Annotated in this window: 5 protein-coding genes; all 5 read left to right on the top strand. The window is 72.9% G+C overall.

Translation table 11 applies throughout. The annotated features are described in order from the left end of the window. Window positions 1-37: 37 nt before the first annotated feature. The gene (locus tag ACF07V_RS17560; RefSeq protein WP_392155049.1) at window positions 38-9,535 is read left to right on the top strand and encodes an amino acid adenylation domain-containing protein; all 9,498 of its coding nucleotides are present in this window, start codon (window positions 38-40) and stop codon (window positions 9,533-9,535) included. Next, window positions 9,532-10,317, top strand: coding sequence for a thioesterase II family protein (locus ACF07V_RS17555; protein ID WP_392155047.1), 786 nt, complete (start codon window positions 9,532-9,534; stop codon window positions 10,315-10,317). Before ACF07V_RS17560 ends, ACF07V_RS17555 begins: the two co-directional genes overlap by 4 nt. A gap of 33 nt (window positions 10,318-10,350) precedes the next feature. After that, window positions 10,351-11,385 carry a TauD/TfdA family dioxygenase gene (locus ACF07V_RS17550; RefSeq protein WP_392155045.1) on the top strand — a complete coding sequence of 345 codons (1,035 nt, stop codon included), beginning with the start codon at window positions 10,351-10,353 and terminating at the stop codon, window positions 11,383-11,385. Between the two features lie 8 nt (window positions 11,386-11,393). Next, window positions 11,394-13,319 (top strand): amino acid adenylation domain-containing protein, encoded by a 1,926-nt coding sequence (locus ACF07V_RS17545; protein WP_392155044.1) that lies wholly within the window; start codon window positions 11,394-11,396, stop codon window positions 13,317-13,319. A 95-nt stretch (window positions 13,320-13,414) separates the two neighbouring features. Next, window positions 13,415-18,883 carry a condensation domain-containing protein gene (locus ACF07V_RS17540; RefSeq protein WP_392155042.1) on the top strand — a complete coding sequence of 1,823 codons (5,469 nt, stop codon included), beginning with the start codon at window positions 13,415-13,417 and terminating at the stop codon, window positions 18,881-18,883. The last annotated feature ends 130 nt before the right edge of the window (window positions 18,884-19,013 follow it).

Raw genomic sequence — 19,013 nt, 5'->3', positions numbered from 1 at the left:
CCTCTCCTCCGCGCCGTGACTTCCACAGGAGCCCCTCATGCCGTTCGACACGCCCGCCGCACCCGCTCCGGCTGCCGTCCGGTTGCCGCTCTCGGTGGCCCAGCGTGACATCTGGACGGCACACGCCCTCGACCCCACCGGCATCAAGTACAACGTCGCCGAGTGCCGCGAGATCAACGGCCCCGTGGACCCGCGGCTGATGGCGGACGCCTGGCGCAGGCTCGTCGAGGAGGCGGACTTCCTCCGCATCGGCCGCTTCGAGGACGACGGCGAGCAGGTGTGGCAGCTGCTCGACGCCGACGCCGGCTCGCGCACCCTGCCGTTCACCGACGTCAGCGCCATGGACGACCCGGAAGGCGAGGCCTGGCGCCTGATCGACGCGCTGATCTGCGCCCCCTTCGACCTCACCGACCAGCCGCCGATCCGCTGCGCGCTGATCAAGCTGGGGGAGGAGAGGTACTTCTACTTCTACGGATTCCACCACCTGGTCGTCGACGGCGTGGGCGTGTCCATGGCCCTCACGCGGCTGATCGAGCTGTACGAGCAGGCCGTCGCGGGCGAGCCCTGGGGCCCCTCCCCGTTCGGCAGCCTCGCCGAACTGCTCGCCGAGGACGCGGAGTACCGGCAGTCCGAGGAGGCCGCCACCGAGCGCGCCGGCTGGCGGGAGCACCTCGCCGGAGCGCCGGACGCGCCCGCAGGGCTCGTCCGGGGCACGGGACGGGCGACGGCCGCGCACGGCGGGCTGCCCTTCGCACGGCGGAGCGTACGGGTGTCCCCGGCCGACGCCGACCGGCTCCGCTCGGTCGCACGCGGCGAGCGCGCCTCCTGGTCCGTCCTCCTCGTGGCGCTGTTCACGGTCTACCTGCACCGCGTCACCGGACGGACGGAGCTGGTGATCGCCCTGCCCGTGACCGGCCGGACGTCCCGGCTCGCGCGCAGCACCCCGGGCATGTCGTCGAACGTGGTCCCCCTCAGGCTCCACGTCCGCCCCGAGGACTCGCTCGGCGCCCTGGTCCGCTCGGTGGGAGCCAAGGTCAAGCACGGTCTGCGCCACCAGATGACCCGGTACGAGGACCTGTGCCGCGACGCCGGCGTCATCGACGGCGCCCGCAGGCTGGCCGCGCCCGTCCTCAACATCATGGGCTTCCACGCGGAGCTCACCGTCTGCGGGCATCCGACGGTCAACCACAACGTCAGCAACGGCCCCGTCGACGACCTCAGCGTCGCCGTGCTCGACCTGGGTGCCGCGAACGGTCTGCGCATCGACTTCGACACCCCCGTCGAGGGCGTCGACGTGCCGGCCGTCGCCGCCCACCAGGACCGCTTCGCCGCCTTCCTCACCTCCGTCCTCGCTACCGAGGGACCGGCCGAACGCCGGGTCGCCGACCTGGACGTCCTGTCGGAGACGGAGCGCGCGCTGCTGACGGGCCGCTGGGCCGGACCGCTGACGGACGCGGTGGACACGACGCTCGTGGAGCGGTTCGAGGAGCAGGCCGCGCGGTTCCCCGACCACGTCGCCCTCATCGACGAGGCGGGAGAGGTCACGTACGCCGAACTGAACGCCGCCGCCAACCGCTGGGCCCGCCACCTGCGCTCCCGCGGCCTCGGGCGCGGCGACATGGCCGGCGTCCTGCTCGAACGCGGATCCCGCTTCGCCACCGCCCTCCTCGCCGTCCTGAAGACCGGCGCCGCCCACGTACTCCTGGACCCGGACTTCCCCGACGACCGGCTGCTCTCGGCGGCCGCCGACGCCGGCATCAGCCACCTCGTCACCTGCCCCGTGCTAGCCGACCGCGTCGAAGGCCCCTGGGTCACGCACACGGAGGCCCCCGGCGAACTCCTCTCGTACCACCCCGGAAATCCCGGCCTGCCGCTCGGCCCCGACGACCCGGCCTGCCTGATGTTCACCTCCGGATCGACGGGCCGGCCCAAGGCCATCCTGTCCTCCCACCGCAACCTGGTGTCGACCCTGATCGGCCAGCCCTACCTCCCCGCGGGCCCGGACCAGGTCTACCTCCAGTGCTCACCGGTGTCCTGGGACGCGTTCAGCCTGGAGTTCTGGGGCGCGCTCCTGCACGGCGGCACGGCGGTCCTCCAGCCCGGCCAGAAGCCCGAACCGGCCCTCGTGACCGAGCTGGCGCGCCGGCACCGCGTCACGACGCTCCTGCTGTCCGCCACGCTCTTCAACTACCTCACCGACGAACACCCCGAGGCCTTCGAGACCGTCACCACCGCCTTCACCGTGGGCGAGGCCGCCTCCCCGGCACACGTCCACAAGCTCCAGCAGCTCCGCCCCGGCATCTCCGTCCTCAACGGCTACGGACCCGCCGAGGTCATGATCTACGCGACCACCCACACCATCGAGGCCGGCGAACAGCCGCACGCCGTGATCCCGATCGGCACCCCGCTGGTCAACAAGCCCGCCTACGTCCTCGACGCCCGGCTGAACCTGTGCCCGCCGGGTGTGACGGGCGAGCTCTACGTGGCGGGTGAGGGCCTCGCCCACGGATACCTGGGCAGGCCGGACCTGACCGCCGCCCGCTTCGTACCGAATCCCTTTGCCACGGACGGCGGCCGGCTGTACCGGACCGGCGACCTGGCGCGCTTCGACCGGGACGGACGCCTCCTGTACGAGGGCCGGGCGGACGACCAGATCAAGATCCTCGGCTTCCGCATCGAACCCGGCGAGACCGAGGCCGCGCTCCTGACCCATCCCCAGGTCACCCAGGCCGTCGTCACCGTCCACGAGAAGCGACTGGCCGCCTACGTCGTCGTCACGGACGGGGAGACGCAGGCCGAGGACATCCGCCGGCACGTCGCCCGGCGGCTTCCCGAGCACCTCGTCCCCACGTACGTGACCGCCCTCGACCGCCTGCCCCTCACCCCCAACGGGAAGATCGACAAGCGGGCGCTGCCGACACCGACGACGGTCCTGGGCACGGACCGCACGCCGCGCGACGAGACCGAGAGGATCCTCGCCGACCTGTTCGGCCGGACCTTGGAGCTGACCGGTCCGGTCGGCATCGACGACAGCTTCTTCGCCCTCGGCGGCCACTCGCTGCTCGCGGCCCGGCTCACGAACCACATCGCCGACGCGTTCGGCGTGCGCCTGACCATCCGGGACGTCTTCGGACACCCGACGGTGGCGGGGCTCGCGGAGCTGCTCGGCGAGCAGGGCGCCGTACGGGCCGTCCCGCCGCTGGTCGCGGGGGAGGGGGCGGGTGAGCTGGTTGCGGCGTCGTTCGCTCAGCGGCGGTTGTGGTTGTTGTCGGAGTTGGAGGGGGAGAGTGCGGCGTACAACGTGCCGATGGCGGTGCGGTGCGTGGGCGGGCTGGACCTGGGGGCGTTGGAGTCGGCGCTGAGTGACGTGGTGGAGCGGCATGCTCCGCTGCGGACGGTGTTCGAGTCGGTGGAGGGCGAGCCGTATCAGCGGGTCCTTCCGCCGGAGCGGGCGCGCGTGTCGGTGGACCGGCGAAGGGTCGACTCCGGTGTCCTGGAAGGGGAGTTGGCAGCGGAGGCGGGCCGCGTCTTCGACCTGGCCGTGGACCTTCCGCTGCGGGCGGTGGCCTTCGAGCTGGGTGACGGTTCGGTCGTCCTGTCGCTCGTGATGCATCACATCGCGACGGACGGTCTGTCGAACGGTGTGTTCTTCGCCGATCTCCAGCGGGCCTACGAGGCCCGGGTCGCCGGGGTCGAGGGTCGTGTCCTGGAGCCGCTGACCGTGCAGTACGCGGATTACGCGGCATGGCAGAGGCGGGTGCTGGGCGCGGCGGACGATCCGGAGAGCGTGCTGGGCCGCGAGCTCGGATTCTGGCGCGGGGCGTTGGAGGGGCTTCCGGAGGAGCACGGGCTCAACCTGGACCGTCCGAGGCCGGCGAGGGCTTCGCACCGGGGCGGACAGATCGAGCTCGGGTTCGGTGCGGACGTCTTCGAGCGGGTCGCGCTGCTCGCCCGCGCGGAGGGATGCACGCCGTTCATGGTGGTGCACGCGGCTCTGGTCGTGGCGCTCACGCGGCTCGGCGCGGGTCCCGATCTCGCGATCGGTACGCCGGTGGCCGGGCGCGGTGAGCAGTCGCTGCAGGATCTCGTCGGGTTCTTCGTGAACACACTGGTCCTGCGGACCAGCAGCACCGGGGACCCGAGCTTCCGTGAGCTGCTGGGGCGGGTGCGCAGCGCGGACCTGGACGCCTTCGCGCACCAGGAGTCCCCCTTCGACCTCGTGCTCGAAGCGGTCAACCCGAAGCGGAACCTCTCTCGCCACCCCCTCTTCCAGATCAGCCTCGGACTGGAGACCGACGGCCGCCCCGCCTTCGGTCCGAGCGGGGTCCCGACCGGCCCGGTGGAAACGCACTCCAACGGCTCCGCCAAGTTCGACCTGGAGTTCTTCCTGCGCTCTGACGACGAGAAGGAGCTGCGGGCGACCGTGCTCTTCGCGGCGGAGCTGTTCGACGAGGTCACGGTACGGCGGATGACGACCGTCCTCGGGGAGGTGCTGCTCCAGGTCCTCGACGAGCCGGGGCTGCGGCTGTCGGGCCTGGACGTCCTGTCGGAGCCGGAGCGCGAGCTGCTCACGGGCCGGTGGGCCGGGCCGGTGGCGGACGCGGTGGAGACCTCCCTCGTGGAGTGGTTCGAGGAGCAGGTGCTCCGCCGTCCGGAGGCGACGGCCCTCGTCGACGGTGACCGCGAGGTCTCGTACGCCGAGCTCAACGCCGCCGCCAACCGCTGGGCGCGTCACCTGGCGTCCCGCGGCCTGGGGCGCGGCGACATGGCGGGCGTGCTGCTGGAGCGTGGCGTGGAGTTCGCGGCGGCGGTGATCGGGGTCGTGAAGACTGGGGCGGGGTACACGCTCCTCGACCCGGACTTCCCCGACGAGCGGCTGCGCTCGGCGGCGACCGACGCCGGCATCAGCGTCCTGGTCAGCGATCCCCGTCTCGCCACGCGACTGAACGGGCCCTGGGACACGGCCACTTGCACCTCGCAGCAACTCGCGGAGCTCAGCGGCGACAACCTCGGCACGGATCTGAGCGCCGATGACGTGGCGTGCTTGATGTTCACGTCGGGTTCGACGGGGCGGCCGAAGGCGATTCTGTCGTCGCACCGGAATCTGGTGTCGACGGTGTCGGGGCAGTCGTATGGGCTGTTCGGTCCGGGTGAGGTGTTCCTGCAGTGTTCGCCGGTGTCGTGGGACGCGTTCAGTCTGGAGTTCTGGGGTGCGCTGCTGCACGGCGGGTCGACGGTCCTGCAGCCGGGGCAGCGGCCGGAGCCGGTGTTGATCGACGAGTTGTCCCGCAGGCACGGGGTGACGATGCTTCAGTTGTCGGCGAGTCTGTTCAATTTCCTGGTCGATGAGCATCCTGAGGCCTTCGCCACGGTCACCGTCGCCTTCACGGGCGGTGAGGCGGCCTCTCCGGCGCATGTGCGCAAGCTTCAGCAGCTCAAGCCGGGTATCAAGGTGGTCAACGGCTACGGCCCGGCCGAGTCCATGGGCTTCACGACGACCTACACGGTCGAGCCCGGCGACACGCTGATCCCGATCGGCGCGCCCCTGGTGAACAAGGCCGCGTACGTCCTCGACGCCCATCTGAACCTGTGTGCGCCGGGGGTGATCGGTGAGCTGTACCTGGCCGGCGAGGGTCTCGCCCACGGATACCTGGGCCGCTCGGATCTGACCGCGACCCGCTTCGTAGCGCATCCCTTCGCGGCGACCGGTGATCGGCTGTACCGGACGGGGGACCTGGCCCACTTCGACCGGAACGGTCAACTGCACTACGACGGACGGGCCGACGATCAGATCAAGATCCGGGGCTTCCGTGTCGAGCCCGGTGAGACCGAGGCCGCGCTTCTGACCCACCCCGCCGTGACCCAGGCCGTCGTCACCGTCCACCAGGAGCAGCTCGCCGCCTACGTCGTGACCGACGGGGATCCTCACGAGATCCGGCGACACGTCGCCGACCGGCTTCCCGACCACCTCGTCCCCACGCACCTGGTGGTTCTGGAACGGCTGCCCCTGACCCCCAACGGCAAGGTGGACAAGCGCGCCTTGCCCGAGCCCGTCGCCGTCACCTCCGCCGGCCGCGCCCCGCGCACCCCGCTGGAAGAGACGCTCCGCGCGCTCTTCGCCCGCACCCTCGACACCAGCGCCGACCTCACCATCGACGACGACTTCTTCCACCTCGGCGGCCACTCCCTCCTCGCGGCTCGGCTGACGAACCACATCGCCGAGGCACTGGGCGCACGCCTGACGATCCGGGACGTCTTCGGGCGTCCGACGGTGGCGGGGCTCGCGGAGCTGGTCGCCGGCCAGGAAGAGGGTGGAGCTCTCCCGCCGCTGGTCTCGGGGGAGGGGGCGGGTGAGCTGGTTGCGGCGTCGTTCGCTCAGCGGCGGTTGTGGTTGTTGTCGGAGTTGGAGGGGGAGAGTGCGGCGTACAACGTGCCGATGGCGGTGCGGTGCGTGGGCGGGCTCGACCTGGGGGCGTTGGAGTCGGCGCTGAGTGATGTGGTGGAGCGGCATGCTCCGCTGCGGACGGTGTTCGAGTCGGTGGAGGGGGAGCCGTATCAGCGGGTCCTTCCGCCGGAGCGGGCGCGCGTGTCGGTGGAACGTCGGCGCGTCGCCGCCTCCGATGTCGCGGCGGAGCTGGCGCGCCTGTCCGGGCGCGTCTTCGACCTGACCGTGGACCTTCCGCTGCGGGCGGTGGCCTTGGAGCTGGGTGACGGTTCGGTCGTCCTGTCGCTCGTGCTGCATCACATCGCGACGGACGGTCTGTCGAACGGCGTGTTCTTCGCCGATCTCCAGCGGGCCTACGAGGCCCGGGTCGCCGGGGTCGAGGGTCGTGTCCTGGAGCCGCTGACCGTGCAGTACACGGACTATGCGGCCTGGCAGCGCCGCGTCCTGGGATCCGCGGACGATCCGGAGAGCGCGCTCGGCCGCGAGCTCGGATTCTGGCGCGGGGCGTTGGAGGGGCTTCCGGAGGAGCACGGGCTCAACCTGGACCGCCCCAGGCCGGCCAAAGCCTCCCACCGCGGCGGGCAGGTCGAACTCGACCTGGGCGCCGACCTGTTCGAGCGGGTCGCGCTGCTTGCCCGCGCGGAGGGCTGCACACCGTTCATGGTGGTGCACGCGGCTCTGGTCGCGGTGCTCACGCGGCTCGGCGCGGGGCCCGATCTGGCGATCGGTACGCCGGTCGCCGGACGTGGTGAGCGGTCGTTGGACGACCTGGTCGGGTTCTTCGTGAACACGCTGGTGCTGCGGACCAGCAGCGCCGGCGACCCGAGCTTCCGGGATCTTCTGCGCCGGGTGCGTACGGCGGACCTCGACGCCTACGCCCACCAGGAAGCCCCCTTCGACCTGGTCCTCGAAGCCGTCAACCCCATGCGGAGCCTTTCGCGCCACCCTCTCTTCCAGATCTGCCTCGGCCTCGAAGTGGGCGCCGTTCCGGAGCTGGACCTGCCCGGAGTCCGTACCGCCGAGATCTCCGGCCTCGGGAACGGGGCGGCGAAGTTCGACCTCGAGTTCCTGCTGCGCTCCGACGACAGCCAGCGCCTGCACGGCGCGATCCTCTTCGCGTCCGAGCTGTTCGACGAGGACTCGGTACGGCGGATGGGGGCGGTGCTGGGCCAGGTGCTGGCCCAGGTGCTCGACGATCCCGGACTGCCGCTCTCGTCTCTGGAGGTGCTGTCGGGCGCGGAGCGGCAGCTCCTCACCGGACCGTGGGCGGGAACCGTCGCAGAGGGGGGCGACGCCTCGCTCGTGGAGCGGTTCGAGGAGCAGGTGCTCCGCCGTCCGGAGGCGACGGCCCTCGTCGACGGTGACCGCGCGGTGTCGTACGCGGAGCTGAACGCGATGGCCAACCGCTGGGCCCACCACCTGCGCGCCCACGGTCTGGGCCGCGGCGACATGGCGGGCGTCCTGGTGGAACGTGGCGTGGAGTTCGCGGCGGCGGTGATCGCCGTGGTCAAGACGGGGGCGGGGTACACGCTCCTCGACCCGGACTTCCCCGACGAGCGGCTGCGCTCGGCGGCGACCGACGCCGGCATCAGCCACCTCGTCACCGCGCCGGCCCTCGCGGAACGCGTCGACGGACCTTGGCAGACCCACACCGAGGCCCCGGGCGAACTCCTCTCGCGCAACCCCGGCAATCTCGGCCTGCCGCTCAGCCCCGATGACGTGGCGTGCTTGATGTTCACGTCGGGTTCGACGGGGCGGCCGAAGGCGATTCTGTCGTCGCACCGGAATCTGGTGTCGACGGTGTCGGGGCAGTCGTATGGGCTGTTCGGTCCGGGTGAGGTGTTCCTGCAGTGCTCGCCGGTGTCGTGGGACGCGTTCAGTCTGGAGTTCTGGGGTGCGCTGCTGCACGGCGGGGCGACCGTTCTGCAGCCGGGGCAGCGGCCGGAGCCGGTGCTGATCGACGAGTTGTCCCGTAAGCACGGGGTGACGATGCTTCAGCTGTCGGCGAGTCTGTTCAACTTCCTGGTCGACGAGCATCCTGAGGCCTTCGCCACGGTCACCGTCGCCTTCACGGGCGGTGAGGCGGCCTCTCCGGCGCATGTGCGCAAGCTTCAGCAGCTCAAGCCGGACATCAGGGTCGTCAACGGCTACGGCCCGGCCGAGTCCATGGGCTTCACGACGACCTACACGGTCGAGCCCAGTGACACGCTGATCCCGATCGGCGCGCCCCTGGTGAACAAGGCCGCGTACGTCCTCGACGGCCAGCTGAACCTGTGTGCGCCGGGGGTGATCGGTGAGCTGTACCTGGCCGGCGAGGGTCTCGCCCACGGATACCTGGGCCGATCCGATCTCACGGCCACCCGCTTCGTACCGAACCCCTTCGGCTCCGAGGGCATGCGTCTCTATCGGACGGGGGACCTGGCCCACTTCGACCGGAACGGTCAACTGCACTACGACGGACGGGCCGACGATCAGATCAAGATCCGGGGCTTCCGTGTCGAGCCCGGTGAGACCGAGGCCGCGCTTCTGACCCACCCCGCCGTGACCCAGGCCGTCGTCACCGTCCACCAGGAGCAGCTCGCCGCCTACGTCGTGACCGACGGGGATCCCCACGAGATCCGGCGGCACGTCGCCGACCGGCTTCCCGACCACCTCGTCCCCACGCACCTGGTGGTTCTGGAACGGCTGCCCCTGACCCCCAACGGCAAGGTGGACAAGCGCGCCCTGCCCGAGCCCGTCGCCGTCACCTCCGCCGGCCGCGCCCCGCGCACCCCGCTGGAAGAGACGCTCCTCGCGCTCTTCGCCCGCACCCTCGACACCAGCGCCGACCTCACCATCGACGACGACTTCTTCCACCTCGGCGGCCACTCCCTCCTGGGAGCCCGCCTCACCAACCACATCGCCGGTGCCCTCGACGTCCGGCTCACCATCCGCGACGTCTTCCAGCACCCCACCCCCGCCCGGCTCGCCGAGCACATCGCATCCCTGAAGGCCGCGCCGGCGAGGAAGGCCCGTCCCGCCCTCCGCCGCCGCACCACGACCGAGACGGTCTCCGAGCCCGTCACCGCGACAGAACGGATCAGCTCATGAACACCTTCCCGACCCCCGCCCCCGAGGACGTCGTCTGGGACCTGCCCGGCGACCTGCCGCACCGCCTGTCGCTGCTCGTGCTGCCGCACGCCGGAGGCAACGCGCACGCCTACAGCGCGTGGCGTGAGCACCTCCCGGCCGATGTGCGGCTGCTGATCGGCCAGTACCCGGGCCGCGGCGCCCGCTTCAGCGAGGACCTGCCCGAGTCCGTCGACGACCTGGCGCTTCCCGTGGTGGACGCCCTCCCCGCGGACACCGGCGCCCTGGTGGTGCTCGGGCACAGCATGGGCTCCCTGGTCGCCTTCGAGGTGACCCGCGCCCTGCAGGCCGTCGGCCGCACCCCGCAGGGCCTGATCGCCTCCGCCTGCCGGGCGCCGGTGCTGCCCAACCAGTGCCCGGTGCACCCGGAGCGGCTCGACGACGACGAGCTGGTCGCGGCCATCAAGGAGCGCGGCGGTACGGACGACGGCATCCTCGACGACGAGGAGCTGCGCGAGATCGTCCTGCCCTCCATCCGCGCCGACTTCGCCATCGACGACGCCTACCGCTGCACCGCCCCGGCCGTGCGACTCGACTGCCCGGTCGCGGTGTTCGGCGGGGACGTCGACCCGATCGTCCCGGTCGACATGCTCGGCGGCTGGTCCCTCGTGGCCGGGCACGAGGTCGTGCCCGAGGTGCTGACCGGTGACCACTTCTACTTCCAGCAGGACCTGCCCGGCTTCTTCGCCCGCCTGAACCCCGTCCTGGAGACCCTGCACGCCTCCGCTCCCAGCAACGCCTGAGCCCCCGTCACCTATACGAGGAGACCACCCACCATGACCACGTACGCCCAGAGCCCGGCCTCCACCGGGATCACCGTCGTCCGGGAGCCCGGCAAGCCGGCCCTCGTCCACACCCCCGCCTTCGACACCATGGCGGAGGCAACCGCCTGGCTGTCCGCCCAGCTCCCCGCCATCCAGGCCGAACTGCACCGCTCCGGCGCGGTCATGCTGCGCGGGCTTCCGGTCACGGACACGGAGACCTTCGCCGAGGCCCGGGACGCGCTGATCGCCCAGCGCGCCGGCTACAAGGAGAAGGCCACCCCCCGCAGCGACTTCGGCGAAGGGGTGTTCTCCTCGACCGACCTGCCGGCCGCGCAGGCGATCCGGCTGCACAACGAGAACAGCTACACCCTGGACTTCCCGGGCGTGCTGCTCTTCGGCTGCGTCACCGCCCCCGAGACCGGCGGCGCGACCACCGTCGGCGACATGCGCAAGGCCCTCGCGATGCTGCCACAGGACCTGGTCGCGCGGTTCGCCGAGGCCGGCTGGCTCCTTGTGCGCAACTACTCCGACCTGGCGGGGATGCCCTGGCGCAAGGCCTTCTCGTCGGAGGAACCCGCGGGTGCAGAGGAGTACTGCGACGCCCACGCGATCGGTTACGAGTGGCTCGACGAGGAGACCCTGCGCACCCGCCAGCGCCGCTCCGCGATCATCACCCACCCGGTGACCGGCGAGCGGTCCTGGTTCAACCACTTCGCCTTCTGGAACGCCCGCAGCCTCGACGAGGACGTCCGTGAGGTCCTCACCGACACCTTCGGGGCGGACGGTCTGCCCTTCGACACCCGCCTGGGCGACGGCACGGCCCTCACCGACGCCGAGGTGGACGCGATCAACGACGTGTACCGGGCGGTCACCGTACGGGAGAGCTGGCAGGCCGGCGACCTGATGCTCGTCGACAACATCCTCTGCGCGCACGGTCGGGAGTCGTACACCGGAGACCGGAAGATCGTCGTCGCCATGGGCGAGCCGGTACGGCTGTCCGACTGCTCCCCGACCTCCGCCCCCTCCACCACCCTGTACGGAAGGTGAGCCCCGCCATGACCGCCGTCCTCCCCGAGCGCTCCGCCGCAGCCGCCTCCGCTCAGGCCCCGTTCGTCACGGACGCCTGCGCCTGCGTCGCCTGCGCCGCCGCCGGTACCGGAGCGACCGACCTCCTCGCCCGGCTCTCCACCGCCCCCGGCGACCGCACCGCCGTCGTCGCCGGAGACGACCGTCTCACCTTCGACGAACTGCGCGCCGAGGCCGCGGTGTTCGCCGCCCGGCTCGGCGCCCTCGGCGTCGGTCCGGAGAGCGTCGTGGCGCTCTGCCTGCCCCGGAGCGCGGCTCTGGTCACCGCGATCATCGGCACGCTCACCGCCGGCGCCGCCTACCTGCCGGTCGACCCGGCGCTCCCCGCCGACCGCCGCCGCTACCTCGTCGAGGACTCCGGCGCCGACCTGGTCGTCGTGGACGGTACGGACCGCACGGACGGCACGGACGGCACGGACCGTACGGATCGTACGGGCGGCACGGACGGCTCCCCGGTTCCCGGCGCCCGCTCCGTGACGGTCGCCGAGCTGACGGCCACCCCGAGCGGCGCCCCGGTCCCGGCCCCGTACACGCCCGTTCCCGTCACCGGGGACACGCTCGCCTACGTCATCTACACCTCCGGCTCCACCGGCCGCCCCAAGGGCGTGGAGATCGGCCGCGGCGCCGCCTCCCTGCTCCTGAAGGAACTGGAGGAGGCGGGCGCCGCCACCGGTGAGGGCCGCCGGGTCGGCTGGAACGCCTCCCCGTCCTTCGACGCTTCCGTGCAGCAGTGGACGCGGCTCTGCCGCGGCGACACCCTCGTGATGATCGACGAGGAGACCCGCCGCGACCCGGCGCTGCTCGCCGCCTTCGTCGACGAGCGGTCCCTCACCGACCTGGACATCACCCCCTCCCACGCCGACCCGCTCCTCGACCTGCTCACCGAGGACGGCGGACCGCGCCCGCTGACCCTCCTCGTCGGCGGCGAGGCGATCAGCCCGGCGCTGTGGGACCGGCTCGCCGCCGCCCACCGGTCCGGCCTGCTGCGCGCGCTCAACGTGTACGGGCCGACCGAGTGCACCGTCGACGCGACCGCCGGCTGGATCGACGGGCCCGGGGAGCCGCACATCGGCGCCGTCCTGCCCGGGCTCCGGATGCGCCTGCTCGACGAGAAGCTCGCTCCGGTCGGTCCGGGGGAGTCCGGCGAGCTGTACCTCGCGGGCCCGCGGGTGGGCCGCGGCTACCGCCGCCGCCCCGGACTCACGGCGGAACGATTCGTCGCCGACATCGACGGTGACGTCCCCGGCGGGCGCATGTACCGCACCGGCGACCGCTGCCGGCTGCTGCCCGACGGCCGGCTCGGCTACCTCGGCCGCGCCGACGGCCAGGTCAAGCTGCGCGGGCACCGCATCGAACTCCCGGAGATCGAGGCCGCCCTCACCCGCGTGGACGGCGTCGCCGAGGCGGCCGTGATCCTCGGCGAGGACGCCGGCGGCACCGCCACCCTGATCGCCTACCACCGCGGCGGCGACGCCACCGCCCTGCGCGCCGCGCTCTCGGACAGCCTGCCCGCCTACATGGTGCCGAGCGCGTACGTCGCGGTGGACCGGTTCGCCACGACGCCCAGCGGCAAGCTCGACCGGTCCGCGCTGCCCACGCGCCCGGAGTCCCCGGCCGCGGGTGCGGAGTCCCAGGAGGTCGCCCACGGCGGCCTGAACGGCCGTGCGGAGGAGCTGATAGCCCGCGTGTGGACCCAGGTCCTCGGCGCCGCGTCGATCGGCCCGGACGACAACTTCTTCAAGCTCGGCGGCCATTCCCTCCTCGCCATCAAGCTCGTCTCCCGCGTGCGCGCCGAGCTGTCCGTGGCACTCCCGGTCAAGGCCGTGTACGCCCACCCGCGGCTGCGTGACCTCGCCGCCCACATCGAGGAGCTGCTGGCCGCACGGGATGCCTGACCGCGATCCCTGCGCGCCCCCCGGCCACCGCCGGAACCGCGGTCCCCGCCGACGCCCGACCCGCCCGCCCCCGCCACTCACGAGGAGCAGCAACCGTGATCCCCCTGTCCTACGCCCAGCGCCGTCTGTGGTTCCTGAACCGGCTGGAGGGTGCCTCCCCGGCCTACAACGCGCCCGTGGTGCTCCGGCTGGGATCCCTGCCCGACCCGGCGGCCCTGGAGGCGGCGGTACGGGACGTGGTGGAGCGTCATGAGGTGCTCCGGACCGTGTACCCGGCCCGGGACGAGGAGCCGTACCAGAAGATCCTCGACGACGCCGACGTGCGCTTCGAGGTGGTGGAGTGCGCGGCGGGCGGGGACGTGGCGGCCCGGGTGACGGAGTTCGCCCGGCTCCCCGTGGACGTCACGCACGAACTCCCCCTCCAGGTCCGGCTGTTCGAGGTCGCGGACGGGACGGCCGTCCTCGTGCTCCTCGTGCACCACATCGCCACGGACGGCTGGTCGGTGGGCTGCCTCCTCGGCGACCTGGACACCGCCTACCGGGCCCGCGCCGAGGGCCGCGCCCCCGGCTGGGAGCCGCTGCCCGTCCAGTACGCGGACTACGCGCTGTGGCAGCGGGACATGCTCGGAGACCCCGAGGACCCCGACAGCACCGCGCACGAGCAGCTCGCCCACTGGCGCAAGGCCCTGGACGGCATCCCGGCCGAGACGCGGCTTCCGGCCGACCGGCCCCGGCCCACGGAGCCGAGCCACCGGGGCGCGGTGGTCTCGGCGGACCTCGGCGCCGGGATCCACCGGGCGCTCACCGCCGTCGCGCGCGCCCGGCGGGGCACGTTCTTCATGGTGGCCCGCGCCGCCCTGTCGCTCGCCCTCCGGGCGGCGGGGGCGGGGGACGACGTGGTCGTCGGGACGCCGGTCGCGGGCCGGCCCGAGGAGGACCTGCACGAGCTCGTCGGCTTCTTCGTGAACACCCTGGCCCTGCGCACGGACCTCTCCGGGGATCCCGGCCTCGGCGCGCTCGTGGACCGCGTCCGCGACACGGACCTGGTCGCCTTCGCGCACGAGGACCTGCCGTTCGACCTCCTGGTCGAGGACCTCAACCCCGAACGCTCCCTCGGCCGGCACCCGTTCTTCCAGGTCATGCTGAGCGCGCAGACCCGCCAGGAGGGCGAGACCGTCCGTCTCGGCCCGCTCCCCGCCGTCCTCGACGACGCCGACCTGGCCACCGCCAAGTTCGACCTGAGCTTCCACTGCCAGGAGACGCTCGACACCGGGGGCGAGCCCGGCGGACTGCTCCTGGGGCTGCAGTACGCGACGGATCTGTACGACGAGGACACCGCCCGGCTCCTGCTCGCACTGTTCCGCCGCGCGCTGACCGCCCTCGCCGAAGAGCGGGACACCACGCCCCTCGGCCGGATCCGGCTCCTCACGGACGACGAGCGCGAGGCCCTCGACCGCCGCCATCACGCCCTCGCCGAGTCGGTACGGAACCGCACCACGAACCGGCAGGAGGAGTCCGGGTCCCGCTCCGTGACGGACCCCCGCGAGGAGATCCTGAACGGCCTGTTCGCGGAGATCCTGGACCGCGCCGACGTACGCTCCGGGGACAACTTCTTCAAGCTCGGCGGGCACTCCCTGCTCGCCGGCAAGCTCACCAACCGCATCCGCGGAGCCCTGGGCCTCCAGGCCGCGATCCGTGACGTCTTCCTCGCCCCCACGCCCCGGCAGCTGCTCCGCCGCCTCGGCGCACGGGGCGACGGCCCCCGCCGTCCGGCCCTGCGGCCGGTGCCGGACGCAGGCCGCCCCGACCCGCTCCCCCTCTCGTACGCCCAGCGCCGGCTGTGGTTCCTCAACCGGCTCGAAGGCTCCTCCCCGGCATACAACGCGCCCATGGTGCTCCACCTGGAGGCGCAGCCCGACGCGACCGTCCTGGAGGCGGCCGTACGGGATGTGACGCGCCGTCACGAGGTGCTGCGGACGATCTGTCCGGTACGGGACGGGGAGCCCTACCAGCGTGTCCTCGACGCTCCCGGGATACGGGTCGAGGTCGAGGAGTGCGCCACACGTGAGGACGCACGGGCACGGGCGACCGGCTTCGCCAGGGTCCCGCTGGACGTGACGCGTGAACTACCCCTCGGGGTGCGGCTGTTCACCGTCGCGGACGGGACGGCCGTGCTCGTCCTTTCGGTCCATCACATCGCGACCGACGGCTGGTCGGTGGGCTCCCTGCTCGCCGACCTGGACACCGCCTACCGTGCCCGCGCCGAGGGCCGGGCTCCCGACTGGCAGCCGCTGCCCGTCCAGTACACCGACTACGCCCTCTGGCAGCGCGAACTCCTCGACGGCGAACACGGCATCCGCGAGGCCCAGTTGGCGTACTGGCGGAAGGACCTCGACGGGATCCCGGCGGAGACGCGACTGCCCGCCGACCGGCCCCGGCTCACGGAACCGAGCCACCGGGGCGCGGTGGTGACGGCCGAGCTGGACGCCCACGTCCACAGGGCGCTCGCCGGGGTCGCCCGCAGCCGCCGCGTCACGTTCTTCATGGTCGTGCGGGCCGCCCTCGCCCTCGCCCTGCGGGCGGCGGGTGCGGGCGACGACGTGGTCGTGGGCACGGCCGTGGCGGGCCGGCCCGAGGAGGACCTGCACGAGCTCGTCGGCTTCTTCGTGAACACCCTGGCCCTGCGCACCGATCTGTCCGGAGACCCCACCCTCGCCGACCTCGTGCGGCGCGTGCGGGACGGGGACCTGGCGGCCTTCGCCCACGACGACCTGCCGTTCGACCTCCTGGTCGAGGACCTCAACCCCGAACGGTCCCTCGGGCGCCACCCCTTCTTCCAGGTGATGCTCAGCGCGCAGACCGCGCAGGACACGACCGTCCGCCTCGGCGGCATCTCCGGCGTGACGGACGGCGCCGACCTCGCCGGAGCCAAGTTCGACCTCGCCTTCCACTGCGTCGAGAAGCACGACCCGGACGGTGAACCCGGGGGAGTACTGCTCGGGCTGCAGTACGCGACGGATCTGTACGACGAGGACACCGCCCGGCTCCTGCTGTCGCTGTTCCGGCGCGCCCTGACCGTCTTCGCCGAGCGGACCGACGACACGCCGTTGAGCGGCGTCGAGCTGCTCACGGACGAAGAGCGCCGGGGGCTCGACCGCCGGCACGACGCGCTCGCCGCGGCCCGGGAGAAGCGCACCGCGTCCCACGACGGGAGGGGGGCGGGAGTGCGTTCCGTGGCGGATCCCCGGGAGGAGATCCTCCGCGGCCTGTTCGCGGAGGTCCTGGACCGCGCCGACGTACGCTCCGGGGACAACTTCTTCAAGCTCGGCGGGCACTCCCTGCTCGCCGGCAAGCTCACCAACCGCATCCGCGGAGCCCTCGGTCTCCAGGCCGCGATCCGCGACGTGTTCCTCGCCCCCACACCCCGGCAGCTGCTCCGCCGTCTCGACGAGCGGGGCGACGGGCCCGCCCGCCCCCCGCTGCGGCCCGTCCCCGACGCGCTGCGGCCCGCACGCGCCCCCCTGTCCGCCGCGCAGCTCCGGCTCTGGTTCCTCAACCGCCTCGAAGGTCCCAGCGCCACGTACAACATTCCCGTGGTGACCCGGCTGCACCGCCCCGTGGAGCCGGGCGTCCTGGCCGCCGCACTGGCGGACGTCGCCGACCGGCACGAGGTGCTCCGCACCGTCTACCGGACCGCCGACGGCGAGCCGTACCAGCAGGTGGTGACCGGTGCGAAGCCCGTACTCCAGGAGGTCGCGGCCGACGGTCCCGACGCGGTCCGCGCGGCCGTCGACGCCGCCGCCGGGCACGTCTTCGACCTCGCCGCCGAGATCCCCTTCCGGGCCCGGCTGGTGACGGACGAGGACGGCGGGCAGACCATGGTGCTCCTCGTCCACCACATCGCCGGCGACGGCTGGTCGACGAGCTGCCTGCTCGCCGACCTGGACGCCGCCTACCGCGCCCGCGCCGAGGGCCGTACTCCCGACTGGGAGCCGCTGCCCGTCCAGTACACCGACTACACGCTCTGGCAGCACGAGCTCCTCGACGGCGAACACGGTGTCGCCGGGGAACAACTGGCCCACTGGCGCGATGTCCTGGAGGGGCTGCCGCCGCTCCTCGCCCTGCCCACCGACCGGCCGCGCCCCGCCGAGAGCGACGGCGCCGGCGCGCTCACCGCCTTCGAGGTGAGCGCCGCCACCCACCAGGCCCTGCTGCGCGTCGCGCGCGGCAACGGCGCGACCCTCTTCATGGTCGTGCAGGCCGCCCTCGCGGCCCTCCTCACCCGGCACGGAGCGGGTAGCGACCTCGCGATCGGGACCACCGTCGCGGGGCGCGCCGACGACGCCCTGCACCCGCTCGTCGGCTTCTTCGTCAACACGCTGGTCCTGCGCACCGACACCTCCGGCGACCCCGACTTCACCGAGCTGGTCCGCCGGGTCCGCGAGGCCGGACTCGCCGCGTACAGCCACCAGGACCTCCCCTTCGACCGCCTCGTCGAACACCTCAGCCCCAACCGCTCCGCCGCCCACGCGCCCCTCGTCCAGGTGATGCTCCAGGTGCACGCGGCGGCGGCCGGGACCGCGAACCCGTCCGTCCTCGACGGCGAACCCGTCGCGTTCAGCGCGGTGGGCGCCAAGTCCGACCTCACGTTCGCGCTGACCGAGCTGGTCGACGCGGACGGGGGACCGGCCGGTCTGCGGGGCGCCCTGGAATACGCGACCGCGCTGTACGACGCGGACACCGCCGCCCTCCTGGCCCGGCGCCTGACCGAGACCCTCGACGCGCTCGCCGCCGACCCGGGCACCGCGATCTCCGCGACGCCGTACGGGCCTGCGGTCCCCGGCGGCCGTGAAGTCGTCCTCGACGAGCGGGGGTTGCCCGTGCCCGCACGAGTCCCCGGCGAGGTCCACGAGCGGACCCCCGGCGGCGGCCTGCGCGCCACCGGCCGCAGGGCCTACGCCGGGGCCGACGGGGCACTGCGACCCGTGGCCACGCTCACCGTGGGCGGCTACCCGGTCGAGCCGGGACGGGTCGAGGAGGTGCTCGGCCGGCACCCCGACGTGACCGGAGCGGTCGTCGCGGTCCGCGAGGACCGGCTGTACGCGTACGTCACCGGGGGAGCCGACGAGGCGACGCTCAGCGGCTGGGCCGCCGCACGACTGCCCGAGTACCTGATCCCCGCGCGCGTCGTCCCGGTGCCGCGGCTGCCGGCACCCGGCGAGCACGCGGACGCGCCGACGGAGGCGGTGACGGCGGGCGCCCCGGACGGTGGCCGTGAGGAGCGTCTCCTGCGGCTCTTCAGGGACGTCCTCGGCGGCCGCGAGACCGGCCGCGACGACAACTTCTTCAAGTCGGGCGGGCATTCGCTGCTCGCGGTGCGGCTGCTCAACCGGATCCGCGCCGAGTTCGGCCAGGACCTCACGCTGCGGGACGTCTTCCGCAACCCGACGGCGGCGACCCTGGCCCGCCGCCTGGCGGAGTCCGCCGCAGGCGGGGCAGGTGCGCCGACCACAGCCCCGACCCTCCGCCGCCGCACAGCAGCGGGCTCCCGCCGCCCCCACTGAGCGTCGGGGGACCGACCGGCGCGGGCACCGCGGCCCGCGGCCACCCGCGCTGGTCGGGGAGCCGGTCGTCAGGGGGCTCGGCGGGGGTGTTCACCCGCACAGGCTCACCGGGCGTGCTCCTCAGTCGTCA

The organism is Streptomyces sp. NPDC015661 (assembly GCF_043077765.1).
In the GTDB taxonomy this organism is placed as follows: Bacteria; Actinomycetota; Actinomycetes; order Streptomycetales; family Streptomycetaceae; genus Streptomyces.
Note: the sequence above shows the minus strand (reverse complement) of the source record. Positions and strands in the feature narration are given on the sequence as shown.